Genomic DNA, 18,793 nt, shown 5'->3' with positions numbered 1-18,793 from the left:
AAAGGCCAAATCATCAATCTCAAAGATTAAATATTCCCTTCTTTATTGGGCAGGGAAAGAGATGATGACCATGAAGAAGTATGTGTATCTGTTCACTGAAGGAGATGGAAAAAACAAGAAGTTATTAGGTGGCAAAGGTGCTGGACTATGTGAAATGACTCAGATAGGGTTGCCGGTACCTCCCGGTTTTGTGATAACTACAGAGGCTTGCTTGGAGTATTATGAGAGAAACAGGGAATTGCCAGATGGTTTGAGAGAGCAGGTCATGGATGCAATTAAAAAACTTGAGGAGGCAAGCGGAAAAAAATTCGGCGGGAAACCTCCGCTTCTGGTCTCCGTGAGAAGTGGTGCCGCAATTTCAATGCCCGGCATGATGGACACAATTCTAAATTTAGGATTAAACGATGAAACTGTGAAGGCACTGGCTGAAGCAACACAGAATGAAAGATTTGCCTACGATGCCTATAGACGATTCATTTCGCTGTTCAGCAAAATTGCAATGGGTGTTGATGACGAACTCTTTTCCCATGCCCTTGAAAAAATGAAGAAAAACAAGGGCTACAAATATGATACAGACCTAACTGCTGAAGACCTCAAACAACTTTGCGAAGAATTCAAAGCTATAACCAAGAGAGAAAAAGGAGATTTTCCAACAGACCCATATGCGCAGCTCTTTACGGCAGTCAAAGCTGTATTTGAATCCTGGAATGGAAAAAGATGTGTGGACTATAGAAGAGAATTCAAGATTACACCGGATATGGCAAACGGCACTGCCGCGAATGTGCAAACGATGGTGTTTGGTAACATGGGAAATGACTCTGCAACAGGTGTTGCATTTACAAGGGACCCTGCTACTGGAGAAAATGTGTTTTATGGAGAATATCTCGTAAACGCTCAAGGCGAAGATGTTGTGGCTGGGATAAGGACACCTAAGCCAATTGCGGAACTCAAAGAGGAAATGCCCACAGTGTATCAGCAACTTCTGGAAGTTAGAGCTAAGCTGGAAAAGCACTTTAAAGAAGTTCAGGACCTGGAATTCACAATTGAGAAAGGAAAACTCTACATGCTTCAAACCAGAAATGGAAAGATGAATGCTGCGGCCCGTGTGAAAACTGCTGTGGATTTTGTTAAAGAAGGGGTAATCACCAAAGAGGAGGCCTTGCTCCGAATAAATCCTTCTGAACTTGACCAATTGATGCATAGAAGGGTTGATCCAAAGTACACTGGTAAACCGATCGCGGTGGGAATCCCAGCTTCACCTGGTGCAGCATCTGGTAGTGTTATTTTTGACGCTGATGAAGCAGAGCGGAGAGGCCGACTTGGCTGGAAAGTCATTTTGCTTCGTGAGGAGACGAAGCCAGAAGACATTCATGGCTTCTTCGCAGCTCAAGGAATTCTTACGAGCAAAGGTGGTAAAACAAGCCATGCTGCTGTGGTCGCAAGAGGGATGGGAAAACCCTGCGTAACTGGATGTGAGGATATTAAAATTGATTCCAGAGCGAGGGTTGCAACTGTGGGAAACATAAAGATAAGTGAGGGGGACATTGTCACAATCGATGGCACATCTGGCAGAGTTTGGTTGGGAGATGTACCGAAAATTGAGCCGGAAATCAGTGAAGAATTCAAAACCATTCTTGCCTGGGCAGACGAAATAAGAAAACTAGGCGTGAGAGCAAATGCGAACACACCTAAGGAGGCAGCACTTGCGATTTCATTCGGTGCTGAAGGGATAGGGCTATGCAGAACTGAAAGAATGTTCAACGAAACCAACCGCCTTCCAATAGTCCAGGAAATGATTCTTGCAGAGACATACGAGGAGCGGAAGAAATGCCTTGATAAACTCTTGCCATTCCAGAAACAGGACTTCATTGAAATTTTCAAGGTGATGAAGGAAAAACCAGTCACAATTCGACTTCTTGACCCACCCCTCCACGAATTCCTGCCGTCCCAGGAAGAACTGATGACTGAAATCGAGCGCCTAAAGAACTTCAGAAAAATTGTAGAAGCAATGCATGAACTGCCAGAAACGATTAAGCTCATGGACCCAAAACTTCATATGTATCTAGAGCCAGTTGAGAAAGTTTCTGCCGAATTGATGAAGTTAGGAGAGCAAAGAGTTGATGAAGACCTTCTCCGTCTTAAAGAAAACGTGCTGAGAAAAGTGAAGAATTTGGCTGAAGTAAATCCAATGCTTGGACATAGAGGTGTGCGTGTGGGTATTACTTATCCAGAGATTTACGAGATGCAAATCAGAGCAATTCTTGAGGCGGTAGCAGAGTTGCTTAAACAAGGTAATCAGGTAAATGCAGAGATCATGGTGCCGCAGGTGTGCACGGCTCAGGAGTTGAAATGGGTGCATGACATTCTAAAGAAGGTGCACAGAGAGGTTGAAGAGAAGTATGGGATAAAAGTGCCATACAAATTCGGGACAATGATTGAAGTTGTGAGGGCTTGCATGCGTGCTGGAAAACTCTCGGAATATGCAGAGTTCTTCAGCTTTGGCACAAATGACTTGACACAGGCAACCTTCAGTTTCTCAAGAGAGGATGCAGAGAACAAGTTCCTTCCCCTATACAACGAAAAGAAGATTCTCCAGGATAACCCATTTGAGATTTTAGATGTGAAAGGTGTGGGCAGATTAATGATGATTACCATAGAGTGGGGTAGAAAGACACGACCTGACCTGAAGGTTGGAATTTGTGGTGAACATGGAGGCGAACCTCGTTCAATAGAGTTCTGTCATTCCATTGGCGTGGACTATGTAAGTTGCTCGCCCTACAGAATTCCAATTGCAAGGGTCGCTGCTGCCCAGGCGGCAATAAAAGAGAAGATGGGAACACTAAAAAAGGAACCCTAAACTCTGCGAGACATTACAGCATAAGCAACATCGCTTCGTGTCTTGTCTATGATTCCTCTTGCCACATCAATCTTGTGTTTGAGCGGAACCATTGCAGTGGGATAATCTAACACTTCAAGTTCACTGTAAAATTCCTCCATAATTTCAAGAATTTTTGTGCCCTTCTCAACCTCTCCCCTTTTCAAACAGTTGAGACAGAATCTGCGCAATTCCCCAATTACATCCCCACAAGCTAGAAGGTAAGCACCTGGTGTAATTCCGAGTTCTTTATGAGAGGGTATTGGCTCGCCTTTCAACACCGCGAGAAAAATGCATACTTCCCCAAACTCCTGGTATGCATCTTCTAGTACAGGCAAGACCTTGTTTGCATCTATTTTTTCACACAAACCCCTAATCATCAGCATCTCTTCCCTTAATTTCTTGAGTCCCTCACGCACATCATTGCCTAGATGCGTCATCTGAATAATTTTTCTGGACTCTTTTATGATTGTCCTTGCATTCTTTATTGCAATCTCTCTAACCGCTTCAATCTCGTCAAGTTCAGCAACGGCCTGACTTATCATTTCATGCAAATTAAGATTGGGCATGGTTAGGAGCATTCCTAACCACATAATAAACACTTCTATGGGGCCGTCCAGATTTGAACTGGAGTCTCTAGCACCCCAAGCTAGAAGGATAGTCCAAGCTACCCCACGGCCCCTGTGCAGATGGCCTAAATCCCTGGGAATATAAAATTGTTTCAGTTCCTAGTCAAAAGAAAGATATATATTCCATCTTGGTATTTCCCGTTTGCACTGCGGGTGTAGTGTAGTCTGGCTATCACTCAAGCTTGCCAAGCTTGTAACCCGGGTTCAAATCCCGGCACCCGCACTCTATTTCTCAATCCTCTCATACTCTCTTCCTCCGGATTTACAGGCAAGCACATAAGCTAAAGCACCCATATCTGCAGAGAAAATCGCAGCCAGGATGCCGAGCACCTTATCATGGAAGTAAATTTGGAGTGGGATTCCCAGAAAAAGTGCGTTTAGCACAAGAGAGAGAATCAGCACATTGTATGTGGTAATGATGTCTGTTGAGCCACGATGCCAGGCAGAAAAATCAGGGTACCTTGCAGCCCCCCATGTTCCCGCAGCAGTGGAAATAAAAGCACTGGCAACACCTGAAGCAATCACAAACAACACTAATGGAATTTTCCTGAAAATGTAGAGCGGTAATGCAAGAAGCACAATAGGCAAGCCAATCAGACAGGTAAAGAGAACCCAGTAGGTTTTTGCCACCATTATTCGCTCTCCACTCACGGGTGCGGTCTTGAGAACCCAGTATGCTTTGCCATCCTTTCCAACCACACTCAGGGCACTGATTACAGAAAGCAGGGCTGAGGCAACGAATAGGGCAGTGCCAGCAACCGCTGCATAAGTGTATCTTGCAGTGAAACCTGTGAGGGTCTCTGACGGAAGCACACGGAGGGCAAGAATTTGCCCAACAAATGCAAATACAATCACGAGCGGAATGCTGATGTGCTCGCTGTTGCGAACTATGTAGAGCCATTCTGCTTGAGCCAGTTTCCTCAGGTGTTCTTCTTTCAAAAAGACAGGTAGCTTTATTTGGGTCTTTTTTGGTGTTCTCTCCAGCACAATTCCATTGTTCCATGCCACTAGACCAATTTTGTAAGCCAGATACAAAAGAAAGCAAGCATACGCTATTACAGGAACAAAAAGAAGAGAGTTTTCAAGTGCATACCATACGCCGACATAACTCATTGAGAAAAGATAGAGACAAAGAATTTTTTTCTTGAGGGGCTTGACAAACATGAAAATTCCAACTGCAAATCCGCACAAACTTCCTATGGCTCCAACTGAAACAAGCTTCCATCCAAAGTCAAATGGGATGGCGAGAGGTGCTTGCAGAAGCATCACCATTCCCACCATCGTTGAGAGCGCAATTGCAATCACACCCTCTATGAGCCAGAAGGTCAGAAGCCATGTGCCTGCGAACACATGCCATGTTTCAACTGGCTGAGAAAAATACCAGACAAGCTTTCTCTCCTTCACAAAATGGTTCAACGAGGTTGAGTAAGCAATTCCAGTGAAAAGGAAAAAAGCAAAAAAGAGCACATCCTGATAGGAAAAAGATACAATGGTGTCAAGCTTCAGAATTGTAGAAAGCGAAACAATCTGAATTACCATCCATTCCCCAGCAAGAATCAGCACAAAAAACCAGCCCACCATAAATGGGTGTTCTTTCGCCCTGAGATAGAATTTTCTCAGACCTTCTGCACATCCATTGTTGAATATAGTGTAGAGCAAAAAGCATCACCCTGCGGCATCAATTTTCTCAATCAGTGACTCCTCTAGTGTGAGAGCCCCTTTCACTTCATCCAATTTTCCGCAAGCAAGTAACTTACCCTGATGAATAATGCCTATGCTATCGCAAATTTCCTCTGCCAAATTCGTGATGTGTGTACTCATAAAAACCACATGGTTTCTCCCATAATTTTTTATGTAATTCTTTGCCACATGCCAGTATTTTGGGTCCATTCCCAGCAAGGGCTCATCCAAAAAAAGATATTCTGGCTCATGAAAAATTGCACCGGCGAACGCAAACTTCTGTCTCGTGCCTTTGGAAAGGGTGGAACAGAGTACATCAAGATAATCTCCAATCCCCAGCATTTTTGCGAGTTCCTCAATTCTATTTTCGATTTCCATCACTTCCATTTTTCGCAAATTGCCCATCAATTCCAGAAATTCCTTGCCTGTTAAATGTTCAAAAAGCATTGGCATCTCTGGGAGATACCCTATCTTTTTCTTAACCTCCATTGGTTTTCTCACAACATCAATTCCATCTATCAATGCAGTGCCTGATGTGGGTTTTAGCAAGGTGACAAGAATCTTTATGGTTGTGGTTTTGCCAGCTCCGTTGGTTCCGAGAAGTCCAAAAACGCCCTTTTCCACAGTGAAGGAAATATTTGAGAGTGCGAGAAAATTATCAAATTTTTTCGTAATTTCTCTGCATTCAATCATGCTTTTCTTCTCTTCTACTACAAATCATCCAGGTTGCGATCAGAAGCACTGGAATCACTATCACAATTTGCACATCTTCGTTCACGCCTGGACTCAGCACCACTCTGCTTGCACTTGAACTGTTCCAGTCCTTGAATGCCACATCCACATAGAAAAATGTATTTTTCACTACATTTGGAATTTCAAATTCCACCTGCCATTCTGAGATTTTTGCATTCACTGCCTGAATTTTGACCCATGTTCCGTTAACCTGAGTATAAAATGCAGCATTTTTGACGCAGTTATCCAATCCTGAGATTTCCACCATGTAATCTGGGCTGATGTAAGAAAGAGTCGTGTAGAGATAGACACGAAGCACATCCTCACCTGAAATGTAGCCAGATGTTGGCTGTTGGCCACTACCGGTGCCAACAATCGGCGTGCGTTCGGGTATTAACTCCCCATTGAAAATTCTACCTTCAACACCAACATACATTCCCAGCGTGTTTCCCAACAAAAACGCATACTCCTTTATGTCCACATTTGGATTTAAAACTCTGGTCGTTTCCTGGGTCACTTCCTTCCACTCCCCAAACGCGCCGTCCACCTCTGGGTTTTGCGGGACTTCCTGGTAGTAACCAACAAAATTTCCATTAGGAGTAGATGGATTTCTTAGCAAAACCTGGGCACTAGCATCAATACTAGAAGGTCCAGCCGGTCTGAAACCCGCAGTGCCACCGACACTCACACCACTTAAATTTCCAGTAAGGATGAGTGTGACAATTGTATTTTTATTCAGTTTATAGTTCCCTGCATTTATTCTAACAGTATCTTCCTCTCCAACGAAAGCGCTTCCAAGTTCTCGAGTTCCATCGGTTAGAGCAAGGGTGTAATTTCTCGCATTACCCAGAACTTTAAACGAAATTTGGTTTAGAAGGGCATCACCGCCTTTGGCACATAGTTCAATCTTCAGAAACTCTGGCGCATCATTCAGCACCATTGGAGCAACTGCCAATACCTTTGCCTCAATGTAAATCCCTGTTTTTGAAAACAGGAAGGGTTCAGAGGCAAGCCCATCCCAGGATTTCATTATGAGAATGGCTGTAAAATTCTCGCTGAAAGATACTGCGGTTTTGCTCACTTGAAGTTCCATTTGCGAACCAGAATTCGCTGCTTTAGCGGAAGAAACCATGTTCCAGGCAGACCAATTAATTCTATTTTCTGTGCTTCCATAGGCATAAACACTGCTGCTTCTCACATTTCCGCTCTCTCCGAATACGGTAATCTTGTAGTCAAATCCATAACCAAGGGCAGAATAGCCCGTATCTGGATTTCTATCAGCATCTACCAGTATGTAGCAGCCATCGGTAATTCTCTCAGCCACTATCTGGGGTGCACCCTCAAAGATTGTGCCCCTCACCTTCACATAGAATGCTAATGTTTTCTCCTCTTCCAGCATAGCCAGTTCCACAGGTGCAATAGAATCCCTTGTTATAGCTGATGCTACAGAGGTCTTGTGCACATCATCCCAGTCACTGAAATTGCCATCAATTCCAATCTTTCCAGATGGTTGTGGAAGCATGAAATAAACGAGAAGTATAGAAGAAACAATCAAAAGAACCACGGCCAATGCAATGACTGTTCTTTTTTTCTCAACATAAACCCTGCGTTCGATTCCTTTCTTCTTTCCATTGGTAAAACCTGTCCTCTCACTCAGACCATTTACTCTTCCATTGGTGAAACCAACTCTTCCATTCTCTTTTTTTCCATACATGGCAGAAGGTCCTTCTGTGAGCTTTGGTTCTACCTCCTCTTCAGATTCCTCAAGTTCAAGCAGAGAGGCAAGTTCCTTCAGTTTCTTATCGCGTTCCTCCGCAGAAACAAGAGTGACTAGATTGCCACACTTTGGGCAAACAGTCGCAGCTGCGGGAAGCTCAGCACCACAATTATTGCAAGTTGATGGCATATTGACTTACTTATGAAAAAGGAAGTATTTATTATTTCTGCTCCTTCACATCTCTCAAAATTATTCTGGCATCAATTGCGTAAAGGTCCCCTTTTGCGCCTATCAGCGGATTTATGTCCATCTCCTCAATTTCTGGATGTGTCTCTACAAACTCAGAAACCTTCATAATGTAGTCCACAATCTTTTTCTTGTTAACCGGTTCGAAGCCCCTTGCTCCCTCAATTATCTCAATCCCCTTTATCTCGTGAATCATTTCCCAGGCATCCACGCGTTCAAGCGGAATTATTCTGAAAGACACATCCTTGTAAATTTCAACCCAGATTCCGCCAAGCCCAAACATGAGCATCGGGCCAAACTGCTCATCTCTGGTAACACCGATAACAAGTTCTGTGCCTCGCAACATCTCCTCGACACTCACACCAAGCACCCTTGCATTCGGCATTACCTTTTTCACATTTTCCAGCATCTGCTCGTAGGCATGCACAATGTCCAGCTCGCTTTGAAGGTAGAGTTTGACTCCGCCCACTTCTGTTTTGTGAATTACATCAGGAGAAACAATTTTCATAGCCACAGGATAACCAATTTTCCTTGAAAGCTGAATTGCTTCCTCCAGATTTCTGGCAAAGCCATAGGCATTGAACTTAATTCCAATGGCTTCAAGCACCTTTCTTGCTTCATCCAATGAAAGCACATTTCTACCCTCTGCCAGCACACTTGCAAACACCTGGCTTATTTCTACTCCTGCCATATCTCTTCCCTCCTTAAAATTCTGGCTCTGTGCACAAGTGCATGCATCCCAAACACTGCATCCTCTGGGAACGACATTTCTGGAATGCCTTGACTCTCCACATAATTTTCTGCGGGGCTTGAAATCATCCCCACAAATGAGGCAATTACTGGCTTTGAGGTGCCTTTCGCAGCCTCCACAATTCTCTTTGCAAGTGTCTCAGGGTCTGTCATTGCCTGAGGGGCAGTGATAACAATCAAACCAGAAACTTCCTTTGCTTCCAGAAGCACACGGATTGAATCTGCATACCTGTCTGGACTCGCATCTCCGAGAATATCCACGGGATTTCTATGAGACCATTCGGGTGGGCAAACTCTGTTCAGCTCATTTATTGTCCGGTCTGATAGTTTTGCTAGCGGTAAACCGAGGTCACTGGCTGCATCTGTAGCAACCACACCGGGACCACCAGAGTTTGTGACCACTGCAATTCCTCCTTCAAGGGAAGGTGGTGGCTGGTAAGCGAGAGCTCTAGCTGCATCAAAAAGCTCGCTCATCGTTCTCGCTCTATAAATTCCCGTCTGGCGAAACATTGCCTCATATGCAATATCATTGCCTGCAATACTACCTGTATGGGATTTAGCCGCATTTCTCCCAATCTCTGTTCTTCCAGATTTTAGAGCGACAATTGGAATCTTTTTACAAACCTCTCGTGCCACCTTCAGAAATTTTCTTGCATCCTTCAGGGCTTCGATATACATTGCAACACATTTTGTGTGTTCATCTGTGGCATAATACTCAATTATGTCTGCATCATCTATGTCAGATTTGTTGCCAATGCTCACAAAATTTGAGAATCCAAAGTGCTCCTCCAGTGAATACTGAATGACCGAGGCACAGAAAGCACCACTCTGAGAGATAAAGGAAATAGGTCCTCTTGCTGGCATTGCTCTTGCAAATGTGGTATTCAGGTCTTCATACAAGCTGTAGATACCAAGGCAGTTGGGTCCGAGAACCCGCATTCCGTAACTTCTAGCCGTCTTCACAATCTCCTCTTCAACTCGTTTTCCCTCCTCTCCCGTCTCACCAAATCCAGCAGAAATTATTATTGCTGCTTTAACTCCCTTCTTTCCACATTCTTCAACTACACCAGGCACTACCTTTGCAGGCACTGCAATCACTGCAAGGTCCACCACTTCTGGAATGGCAAGAACTGATGGATATGTGGGTAAATTGAAAATTACATCCTCGTTTGGATTTACTGGATAAATTTTGCCTTTATAACCCAGCTGTCTATCTCTGCGCAGACAATCGCCAAAGAGCACATTTGCAATAACAGCATGACCCACCTTCCAGAGCTTGTTTGATGCACCGATTATCGCAATGCTCCTCGGATGGAACATGGCTCTTATGTTTTCATCCATAGAATTACCTCTTAGATGTGAATACCTGACAGATATATTAAATTCTCTACTCATGTTATACGACATGTTTCTCCGTCAGCCATAAATTATGCATACAGAAAGTTTAATTTATTGCCTTTACATTACGCCATCTGAATGGCTAATGGACACAGAATAAAACTTACCGCCGCAGAGAAAGTGTTGCTGCACCTGTATGAATATACTAAGTATGTGGACCATTTTGAAGTGCCGTTTGCAGTAACGCAAGATGGAATTGCAGAGGCGGTCGGGATTCTGCGAAGTCATGTGCCCAGAACTCTCAAAGGCCTTCTAGATAAGGGATACATTGAGGAAAAGCTTGCCCATGTGATTGGTTCGGAGCGAAGGAGAAAAGTATATTTTCTCACAACACCAGGCATAGCACATGCAAAAAAGATAAGGGATGATGTGAAGGCAGTGGAATGGATTTTTGGTTTACCAGAGGAAAAAGAGGAACAAATTCTTAAAGAGGTTATGGAGGTCGCAAAAAAGGAGGAAGTAGTGCAGCGAAAAGAGGAGAAAATTCCCGTGCCAGAGGGAAAGAAGACATTGATAGAAGGTGTGTGTTATCTGATTGAGTTTTCAAAGCAGGAATTTGTGTTCTCTTTGCTGAGAAGGGAGCTCCAAGGAAAAAACTGTCTTTTTCTTTCTAGAATACCACCCCAACGAATAAAGAGCTTGCTCGGAGATGATAAGGCGAAAATTTACTGGCTGAGCGGGATTGAAAGTGAGGGTTCTGTGAGTGCAACGAACCTAGTGAGAATTTTTTCTATAATCAAGAGTTTTGCAGAGGAAATGAAGACAGGTTTTGTTATAATTGACGGGCTTGAGTATTTGATTGCCCAGAATGGCCTCGACCCGATTATAAAGTTCATCCATATGATTGAGGACTTCACAATTTCCAACAATCTCACTCTGGCAATTCCGCTCTCACCAGCAGCAGTGGATCCAAGCTTCCTTGCCCTTCTTGAACGGGAATTTGAGGTAATAAGAGAAGATGGGGTGAGCAGGGTAAAGGAAACAAAAACTCCGGAGCCAACCCAAGAGAAACCGCAAATTATGCCACAACCTGCAACCGTGCCTGGTACGCCTTCCCTTTCCGAATTTCTGGAAAAAATTTCAGATGAGGTTACAAGCTTCCACGCAAAAATTCCTGCAATTGTGCACTTCTTTGGCAGACAGGAAGAGCTCAGAAAGATTGATGAATTCATAAATTCTAAAACACATAAGTTTATGATAATTCACGGAATTGCTGGAATGGGAAAAACAACGCTCGGAGCAAAAGTGGCAAGAAATTATGTGAAAAAATGCAATGTATTCTGGCTCCGAATTTACGACTGGGTGAATTTGCGGACAATTGTTGTTGAATTAAGCGAGATTCTGTTTCTGCTGAAACGCCACAACCTCAAGAATTACATAGAGGCAAAGTCGTCAATAGATATTGGAGAAGTTCTAGGCATTCTAGAACGAGAGTTGAAGAACACAGGGCTTATTGTATTTATAGATGATTTTCAGAAGGTCAATGAAGAAATCAGACAATTTTTCACCTCGCTGCTGGATGTGGTTGCGGGGATGGAAGGTGTGAAATTTATTTTGCTGTCTAGACACATTGTCCCGTTCTACGACATAAGGGATGTGGAACAGCGAAAGCTTGTGCTTGAACTTGAGCTAAAGGGCTTGGACAAGGAGAGTACTTTTGAGTTTCTCAAATTGAAGGGTTTTCCTGAGAAAATGTTTGAGCAGATTTATGCTCTCACCAAGGGGCATCCTCTTGCACTTGAATTTTTAAAATCTCCAGAGGATGTGAAACAGACGAGCAGCGGCATCTACAAGTTCATTTTCAACGAAATTTTCATGAAACTAGGAGAAACAGAAAAATCCTTTTTGAAAAATGTGTCTGTCTTCAGACATCCCGTCTCACTGGATACGATAACTTACACATTTCCTGGATACACCACAGAAACCATTACAAACCTGATAAACAGAGGTCTGCTTACCCATGTCTCTAACAACCACTATGAAGTTCATGAACTTGTGCGAGAATTTTTCTACAACATGATGTCTCTCCAGGAGAAAAACGATGCCCACAAAAGAGCGGCGCATTATTATCTGGACATAATCAACAGAGAAGGCACATTTTCAGAAAGAGTTTACCTTGAGTGTGCCTATCATCTCTACAAAACCAAGGACTTTGAGAAACTGGTGGATGTAATCTCTACTAACTCCTTCCGCTTGCTCCAGCAGGGTTACATCTATGATATTCTGGAATTACTAGAAAATATGCCTGAGATCGCATTTTCCAGCAGGATTGACATGTATGTGCTGAAGGGCACAATTTACGACATCCTTGCTAGATGGAACGATTCGCTCAAGGCATATGGTGCTGCTCTGAACATTGCAAGGAATTTGCTCAGCGAGAAGGATAGAGCAGTAAAATTGATGAAACTTTATGAGAGAATAGGGCATGTGCACTACAACAGAAGCGAGTGGTTAGAGGGAATAAAGAACTATGAGGAGAGCTTGAAAATTGCAAGAGAACTCAACGATGCATCAGGAATTGCTTATGCTGAGGAGGGCCTAGCTCTGATTTACTGGAGAACTGGGGAGTATGAGAAAGCAAAACAGTACATAAAGGATGCACTTCATCATGCAGAAATGGTAAACGATCTCTCTCTTTTTGTGAATCTCAAGATTGAGACGGGGATGATATACTCAGAACTTGGCGATATCAATTCTGCAATCTCAGAATACAGTGATGCAATCAAGTATGCAGAAGAAAAATACTTTTATTACGAAATGGCAAGGGCCTACCATAACATAGGCGGCGCCTATCTTGAAGTCAGAGATTTTGAGAATTCTGTGAAGTGCTATGAAAAGGCACTTGATATTTTCAAGAAACTTGGCTATTTCAGAGAGACATACTGGACAATGTTTAACCTTGCTGAGGTCTACATTAGAGGGAAAGGTGATACAGTTAAAGCCGAAGAGTACCTGAAGGAAGCATATGTGAATCTGAAGCGCATTGGAGACCTACACGGTCTGGCAAGTGTTCATAGATACATGGGGGTTGCAAAACGACTCAAAGGCGATTTTGTTGGAGCTGAGGAAAACTTCAAGCACTCTATTGAAATTCTTGAGAAACTCAATCTTCCACACAGACTTGCAGAAACCTACTTTGAACTGGGTTTGCTCTACAAAAGCCAGCTTAGGAAGGATGAAGCAATTGAGTGTTTTGAAAAGGCATATTCAATGTTCGAGAAGATAGGTGCAAAAGTTTACTATCTCCGGAAGCTTTATGAAACGATGAGGGCGTGATTAGAGCGGAATTCTCTCCACTTCCAGCCCATCTTCTGTTGGATAGACCTCCACAATGTAGGCCTTTTCTCCAAGCTCCACTGCTATTTCCTCCAGAATTCCAGGGTGTGTGAGAACCATCTTCTTTCCTTTCACAACTTCTACGAGATTTGATGGGATTCCAAAGTCCTCAACGAGTTTTTGTTTCAATTTCAAAGGATTTTCGCAGTAAATTACGCCCCTCAGGAGGGTGCCTTCATCAGTCACAACCTCGTACTCCTTTGCCACATTCTTTGCTCGCCTCAACAACCTGTTGCGTAACTGGACAGCATCCTTGAATGCTGAAGAGCAGTAATGCACTCTATAATCCTCAAATTCCCTTAGCATTTTTAGAGCCACTTCCTCGCTGCCTTTCGCTGCAGCCGAAACCCCTCCTTTCTCACTGATTCTCAGCCGTCGCAAACCCTCCCAGTTAGTGTCTGAGAATTCAAGTTCATTCAAATTCACAAATTCCACACCAAGAGCAAAACTGTCCTTGAGCAACTTTTGTAACTCCTTAGCCCTGTTCGGAAACACAGGGACCTCAATCCCCACTGTCATTTTTGTTCCAAGTGCAAATCGAATTGCATCAGCATAAGGGCTTTTTGATAGAGAATCCCAGTGCCTTACAGGAATGTGGAATCTGAGTTCGTCAATGTCTGCCTCTCCAAATTTAGCAATTATTTCTTTTGCATGGGTCGTGGTGTAGAGATGGGTGTGGAAATATGAGAAATTAGATTTGAGCAGATTGTTGTAGTGCATCACACGGTCTATCGCCAGTGCTGGCTCCCCACCTGTTATGCCCGCACCCACCGCATCAATCATTTTTGCTTCGTAAACCACATCTTCATCATTTTCCACAAGCAACTCGTTAGCCCATACAAAATCTTTTCCCCGTTTTTCAACTGAAAGCGGGCAGTAAACACAGTTCTGGTAGCATCTACCTGTGACAAAAAGTACGAGCTTTCTACCACTTTTGCAGTGCACACACCCTTTAGGCAAACTTCCAGCGTATTTTGAGCCAGCTGGCAGTGATTTTATCATTCGGCTCACTGCTTCCTTGCCAATGTGAGAAGGGCGTTATAAATCACCTTTTCCTCCACTGTTATCTGACAGTGTTTTTTCAGCACTTCCTTTATTTCTTCAGCAGCCCTCACATCATTCAGCGCTTTTGAAACCAAGCTCTGTATGTCTTCGTTGAAATTCCAGGGGAATATGAACCAGGTCCACTCTTCTTTGGGAACTTCCACGCTGTAAAAATCCGGGACAATTGTGGAGTGCGTGATGTGCAGCAAAGTGGCAGTTTTCAAGGCACTGGGCTTGAAGGAAGCTACATGCTCTTTTGCAAGCGATAAGCTCTGCCCAGTGTCTGTAATGTCATCAACGATGAGCACATTCTTATCCTTGACATCCACAGCAAGTGGCTGGGCAATTTTTGCCTGTCCATCTTTGGTGGCGGTGAGCCCCCAGTGTTCTGTCTTTACAGCATACAAGCTCTTCACCTGAAGTTCATCACATATCAACCTTGCAGGAATCCAGCCACCTCTTGTGAGGCCGATGACGACATCGGGTCTGTAATTGGCTCTGCGGATTTTCTCTACTACATCGTCAACCCATTTCTCTATGTCTTCCCACTTCACTATCTGGCATTTGATGGTCTCCATTTTCACACCATTTTGAGAAAAGCAAACAGTGTATATAAGGATTGATGAGACCAACCCTTTTATAATCCGTCCCCTCTCCTCAAACTATGTTCAAAGCCCTGTTCGTTGACATTGATGGCACAATCACGGATGAGGAACGAAGAGCAGAGCTTGAGGCAGTAGAAATTCTCAGAAATCTGAGCAAAAAACTCACAGTGGTGCTCACAAGTGGTAATGTGCTCCCAGTTGCCTTTGGGATAAGGCAGTTCATTGGTCTGCATGGCCCTGTGATTGCTGAAAACGGAGGGGTAGTGCTCTGCAACAATGAGGTGGAGGTGTTAGCAACAATTGAGGAAGTAGAACGGTTTTTCAGGGCAGCCCAGCAACAAATAAAGATGGAACGCATCTTCACGGATAGATGGCGTCTCACTGAGATTGCAGTGAAGCCAGATGCTGACTATGAAAGAATTGTTGAGTTGAGCAAAGGTTTCAGGGTAAGAATTGAACGCACCGGCTTTGCAATCCACATAATGCCGGAGCATGTTTCGAAAGCCAGTGCGATGGAGCACATCTGCAAAAAGCTCGGCGTTTCGCTAGAAGAGTGCATTGCTGTGGGCGATGGTGACAACGATGCAAGGATGCTTGAAATTGCTGGATTCAGTGGTGCACCTGCAAATGCATCGGAACTTGCTAAACAGAAAGCCAAATATGTGGCTAAGAATGCCTATGGAAAAGGGTTTGTTGAGATAATCACGAGGGTAGGATTATGAGATCTTGCCCGTTTCCAATCCGTTCCTGTACTTCTTCGTCTCTTTGAACCTCTTTTTTATCGTCTCCACTAACTCCTGAAGTCCTTCACCTGTTTCTGCAGAAATTCTCAGACGTTTTGTGGGACTTTTAACAATATCTCCTTTCGTTTCCACCACTATAAACACAGCCTCACCAAATTCCCGCTCTAAATTTCTTAAAAGTTTTTCCTGTTGGTCTACGGTTCCAGAATAACCAGTTGGATCTATGAGAAATAGGATTATGTCTGCAAGATGCCGCAGAGCCAGAATCGTCTGCTTTTCAATCTTGTTTCTTTCTTCAAGGGGCCTATCCAACAATCCAGGTGTATCTATAAACTGGTACTTTACAAGATTCAGTGTTGCATGTCCAATAATCAAACCTTTGGTGGTAAATGGATATGGAGCAATCTCTGGCTCTGCAGAAGAAATTTTTTTCACAAGTGTGGACTTGCCGACATTTGGGAAGCCCGCAATCACAATAGTGGGAAGTGTGACATCAATATGTGGAATCTTGACGAGCACGTTTCTAGCACCGTTTAGAAAATTTAGTTCTGGTGACACCTGTTTTATTACAGAACTCACACGGCCATAATACTCCTTCTTTATTTTTTCTAACTCTTTGAGATTGCTGCGTCTCAATTTTTCTCGGACCTCCTTTCCGATTTTTCTCACTGTTTGGCTACACCACTTAATGGCTGCAAGAGAATGATGCAATTCTTCGCACCCTATTAAAATGTCCACTAGTTCCTTCTCAAATGGAGAAAGTTTTTCAATAACTGGAAATGTCCTTTCATATCTTGCCAGAGTTTGAACTAAATTCGCCTCCACGCAGTCAATTTTTGCATGTACAAGATTTTTTTCATCAGCGAGCTTGTTCCCTGTTTGTTTCACAGTAACAGATGCTGCCTTTTTTAAAACCTTGTTTGTAAGTTCATCGCTGGTAAGCACAGTTGGAATTTCTTTCATTGCCCACCATTGGAGGCAACTAACAGCAAGTATATAAATGAACTCCCTTTCCATTTAACCATGGAAAAGAAAAGGGTGTTAGTGCTTTGTGTCCATAACTCTGCACGCTCCCAGATGGCCGAGGGATTGATAAGAGCATTTTATGGTGATACAGTTGAAGTTTACAGTGCGGGCTCGAAACCAACGAGTGTGCATCCACTGGCTGTAAAGGTGATGAACGAACTTGGAATAGATATCTCAAGCCATCGCTCGAAGCATGTGAAAGAGTTTAGAGGAATGAAATTTGACCTAGTGGTGACAGTGTGTGGGCACGGAAGTGAACCCGCTGAGGAATGTCCATTCTTTCCCGGTGGTAAAAAATACATCCACAGAGATTTTGAGGACCCGGATAAGAGTGGACAAAGTGATGATGAAAGATTGGAACAGTTTAGAAAAGTGCGCGATGAAATCAGGGATTGGTTGGTTCAGATTGAGAAGGAATTTAGATGAGAGCATTCATGAACTGCGCTGTTTCAGTTATGTTTATAAGCGTTGGTGGTATGTAGGAGCAAAGGTGCATCAGATGGAAGAAGTAGTAATCAAACTAACCAAGAAGCCAAAACTCAAAAATCCAATCTTTCTTGAAGGTTTGCCTGGAATTGGCAGTGTTGGAAAGATTTCTGGAGAATACATTAAAAATTCGCTCAAAGTGGTTAAATTCGGGACCATAATTTCAAAGCATTTTCCACCGCAGGTGTTTCTCAGAGAGGATGGGACTGTAAGAATTGTGGATAACGAGTTGTTTTATTACAAAGGGAAGGAACGGGATGTGGTTTTGCTTGTTGGTGATTATCAAGGGCTTACACCAGAAGGACAATATGAAATCACAGACAAACTGCTTAGTTTACTCCAGAGCTTTCATGTGAAAGAGATTTACACTGTGGGGGGCTATGGAGTTGGGAGATTTGTTGAAAAGCCGAGAGTGTTTGGTGCAGCCACAAAACCTGAAATTGTTGAAAACCTGAAAAAGTATAATGTGATTTTTTCAAGGGAAGAGCCTGGTGGAGGAATCGTTGGCACGATTGGCTTGCTCGTGGGCTTATGCAGTGATTACGGAATGGATGGACTATGCCTTATGGGAGAAACCCCTGGGTTCTACGATGACCCTGTTGCTGCCTATTCTGTGCTCTCTGTGCTTGTTCCCTACCTGAACCTCGATGTAAACCTAGAACCACTGAAAAAGTTGAGCGAGGATACGCTGGAAAGATTGAAACAGATGCCATTCGAGCCAAAACATGGAAAAGAATCCCCACTACCCACAAGTGAAGACCTTTCTTACATAGGATAAATCAGGGTCGCCTTCTTTTCCTTCACTAGCACCTTTGCAATTTTTTCTGGCAAGGATGCAATGTCTCCTTTTTTGTAAAATAGATTTTGCTCGGGAAGTGCGATTGAACTCTCTGTTAAAAATATAATTACGAAATTCTTTTTCTCAAGTTCCGTAATTTCAGGCAGTTTTTCTGGCATCGGGATTGGCTTAATCTGGGGCTTTTCTAGCTCTAGTTTTTCAGTAGGTTTGGGTGTGGTAGGTGGAGCTAAATGAGGGGGTTGATTGGATTTATCCCAGAGCCAGGCATTTGCGACAAACTGGGCAATAACTGCCATGATTCCCTCAAGAAATCTTTTTTCCTCTTCTGTGAGAGCGCTCAAGAAGTCGTTATCATATTTGAAATAGTGGTCATGGCTCTGCTTCAGAATCTTTGTTGTTCTCATATGAACGATGTTTTCAAGGTCCTTTCTAGCGCGCTCCAGCTCTCTTCTTGCCATCTCTGTTGTTCGCGAATCAGGATTGGCTGCAAGTTCTTTCTGATATCTCTCCCTCATGCTCTGGATACACTGTGTGGCTACCTGATAAAAGTCCTTTCTGATCTTTGTTAGCGCTTTAGATTTTTTCTCTTTCTCGAAGATGAGGGCGAGGTCTGTGATTGTGAAGTCCTTGTCGTTCATTCGAAATGAGAATGGTTCAAAGATATTAGGTTTTTTGGGTGTGCAAAAAGAGACAAACTCAAACGTTAAAACACATCCCACAACCATAA

Annotated in this window: 15 protein-coding genes and 2 tRNA genes; 6 read left to right on the top strand and 11 right to left on the bottom strand. The window is 43.4% G+C overall.

Features of this window, described 5'->3' with window-relative positions; genetic code table 11:
- The first annotated feature begins 64 nt into the window (after positions 1-64).
- Entirely contained in the window at positions 65-2,857 is a 2,793-nt protein-coding gene (gene ppdK / locus QXD64_00310) for a pyruvate, phosphate dikinase (protein ID MEM3395759.1), read from the top strand.
- Here ppdK and QXD64_00305 read toward each other — a convergent pair.
- Together QXD64_00305 and QXD64_00300 are read right to left on the bottom strand one after the other, a co-directional pair.
- Entirely contained in the window at positions 2,854-3,468 is a 615-nt protein-coding gene (locus QXD64_00305; GenBank protein ID MEM3395758.1) for a translin family protein, read from the bottom strand. The genes ppdK and QXD64_00305 overlap by 4 nt on opposite strands.
- A 14-nt stretch (positions 3,469-3,482) precedes the next feature.
- Positions 3,483-3,557 (bottom strand) — tRNA-Pro (locus tag QXD64_00300).
- Between the two features lie 96 nt (positions 3,558-3,653).
- On the opposite strand from QXD64_00300, the gene QXD64_00295 reads away from it, so the two are divergent.
- Positions 3,654-3,727, top strand: a tRNA-Gly gene (locus QXD64_00295).
- Positions 3,728-3,729: 2 nt separating this feature from the next.
- Here the strand turns inward: QXD64_00295 and QXD64_00290 are convergent.
- From QXD64_00290 to QXD64_00270, 5 genes are read right to left on the bottom strand one after another with little or no spacing between them, the layout of a single operon-like run.
- On the bottom strand, positions 3,730-5,163 hold the full coding sequence (locus QXD64_00290) for a hypothetical protein (GenBank protein ID MEM3395757.1): 1,434 nt from the start codon (positions 5,161-5,163) through the stop codon (positions 3,730-3,732).
- Positions 5,164-5,169: 6 nt separating this feature from the next.
- On the bottom strand, positions 5,170-5,877 hold the full coding sequence (locus QXD64_00285) for an ABC transporter ATP-binding protein (GenBank protein ID MEM3395756.1): 708 nt from the start codon (positions 5,875-5,877) through the stop codon (positions 5,170-5,172).
- On the bottom strand, positions 5,870-7,822 hold the full coding sequence (locus QXD64_00280) for a zinc ribbon domain-containing protein (GenBank protein ID MEM3395755.1): 1,953 nt from the start codon (positions 7,820-7,822) through the stop codon (positions 5,870-5,872). The genes QXD64_00285 and QXD64_00280 overlap by 8 nt, the downstream gene beginning before the upstream one ends.
- A gap of 31 nt (positions 7,823-7,853) precedes the next feature.
- A complete protein-coding gene (locus QXD64_00275) occupies positions 7,854-8,570 on the bottom strand; it encodes an acetate--CoA ligase family protein (protein MEM3395754.1) in 717 nt (238 codons plus the stop codon).
- Complete coding sequence (locus QXD64_00270; protein ID MEM3395753.1) at positions 8,558-9,970, bottom strand: CoA-binding protein; 1,413 nt, start codon at positions 9,968-9,970, stop codon at positions 8,558-8,560. Before QXD64_00270 ends, QXD64_00275 begins: the two co-directional genes overlap by 13 nt.
- Before the next feature lie 135 nt (positions 9,971-10,105).
- On the opposite strand from QXD64_00270, the gene QXD64_00265 reads away from it, so the two are divergent.
- A complete protein-coding gene (locus QXD64_00265) occupies positions 10,106-13,303 on the top strand; it encodes a tetratricopeptide repeat protein (GenBank protein MEM3395752.1) in 3,198 nt (1,065 codons plus the stop codon).
- Here QXD64_00265 and QXD64_00260 read toward each other — a convergent pair whose 3' ends face one another.
- Both QXD64_00260 and QXD64_00255 read right to left on the bottom strand, forming a co-directional pair.
- Positions 13,304-14,365, bottom strand: coding sequence for a radical SAM protein (locus QXD64_00260; GenBank protein ID MEM3395751.1), 1,062 nt, complete (start codon positions 14,363-14,365; stop codon positions 13,304-13,306).
- A 5-nt stretch (positions 14,366-14,370) separates the two neighbouring features.
- Positions 14,371-14,985, bottom strand: a complete 615-nt coding sequence (locus QXD64_00255; GenBank protein MEM3395750.1) for a phosphoribosyltransferase — start codon at positions 14,983-14,985, stop codon at positions 14,371-14,373.
- A gap of 86 nt (positions 14,986-15,071) precedes the next feature.
- Here QXD64_00255 and QXD64_00250 point away from each other — a divergent pair, with 86 nt between their 5' ends.
- Positions 15,072-15,734, top strand: a complete 663-nt coding sequence (locus tag QXD64_00250) for a phosphoglycolate phosphatase (GenBank protein ID MEM3395749.1) — start codon at positions 15,072-15,074, stop codon at positions 15,732-15,734.
- On the opposite strand, the gene QXD64_00245 is transcribed toward QXD64_00250, so the two are convergent.
- Positions 15,729-16,718, bottom strand: coding sequence for a GTPase (locus QXD64_00245; GenBank protein ID MEM3395748.1), 990 nt, complete (start codon positions 16,716-16,718; stop codon positions 15,729-15,731). The two genes, QXD64_00250 and QXD64_00245, sit on opposite strands and share 6 nt — an antisense overlap.
- Positions 16,719-16,778: 60 nt before the next feature.
- Between QXD64_00245 and QXD64_00240 the strand changes: the two genes are divergently transcribed.
- Together QXD64_00240 and QXD64_00235 are read left to right on the top strand one after the other, a co-directional pair.
- Entirely contained in the window at positions 16,779-17,207 is a 429-nt protein-coding gene (locus QXD64_00240; GenBank protein ID MEM3395747.1) for an arsenate reductase ArsC, read from the top strand.
- Positions 17,161-18,045: a proteasome assembly chaperone family protein gene (locus QXD64_00235; protein ID MEM3395746.1), complete on the top strand. Its 885-nt coding sequence runs from the start codon at positions 17,161-17,163 to the stop codon at positions 18,043-18,045. Before QXD64_00240 ends, QXD64_00235 begins: the two co-directional genes overlap by 47 nt.
- Here the strand turns inward: QXD64_00235 and QXD64_00230 are convergent.
- Entirely contained in the window at positions 18,033-18,704 is a 672-nt protein-coding gene (locus QXD64_00230; protein MEM3395745.1) for a hypothetical protein, read from the bottom strand. The genes QXD64_00235 and QXD64_00230 overlap by 13 nt on opposite strands.
- Positions 18,705-18,793 lie beyond the last annotated feature (89 nt).

The organism is Thermoplasmata archaeon, from assembly GCA_038874435.1.
Classification (GTDB): Archaea; Thermoplasmatota; Thermoplasmata; order Lutacidiplasmatales; family SKW197; genus SKW197.
Note: the sequence above shows the minus strand (reverse complement) of the source record. Positions and strands in the feature narration are given on the sequence as shown.